This is a genomic window from Amycolatopsis eburnea (assembly GCF_003937945.1).
Taxonomy (GTDB): domain Bacteria; phylum Actinomycetota; class Actinomycetes; order Mycobacteriales; family Pseudonocardiaceae; genus Amycolatopsis; species Amycolatopsis eburnea.
This window is the reverse complement of sequence record NZ_RSEC01000019.1, coordinates 1-624: the sequence shown is the minus strand read 5'-3', so window position 1 is coordinate 624 and position 624 is coordinate 1. Positions and strand designations below refer to the sequence as shown.

The 624-nt window shown below is 54.5% G+C and carries 1 rRNA gene; it reads left to right on the top strand.

From position 1 onward, the window contains the following. Positions 1 to 624, top strand: a 23S ribosomal RNA gene (locus tag EIY87_RS03855); the annotation flags it as partial.

Genomic DNA, 624 nt, shown 5'->3' with positions numbered 1-624 from the left:
CTGAGACGTGATGCGTAGCCGTTTGAGGCGAAGTAGAGTGATCCTATGCTGCCGAGAAAAGCCTCTAGTGAGTGCATGCACGGCCCGTACCCCAAACCAACACAGGTGGTCAGGTAGAGAATACCAAGGCGATCGGGTGAACTGTGGTTAAGGAACTCGGCAAAATGCCCCCGTAACTTCGGGAGAAGGGGGGCCAAACATCCTGAAGCCCTTCGCGGGCTAGGGGTGGGTGGCCGCAGAGACCAGCGGAAAGCGACTGTTTACTAAAAACACAGGTCCATGCGAAGTCGCAAGACGATGTATATGGACTGACGCCTGCCCGGTGCTGGAACGTTAAGAGGACCGGTTAGCCTTTCGGGGCGAAGCTGAGAATTTAAGCGCCAGTAAACGGCGGTGGTAACTATAACCATCCTAAGGTAGCGAAATTCCTTGTCGGGTAAGTTCCGACCTGCACGAATGGCGTAACGACTTTCCGGCTGTCTCAACCACAGGCCCGGCGAAATTGCACTACGAGTAAAGATGCTCGTTACGCGCGGCAGGACGGAAAGACCCCGGGACCTTTACTATAGTTTGGTATTGGTTTTCGGTTCGGCTTGTGTAGGATAGGTGGGAGACTGTGAAGCG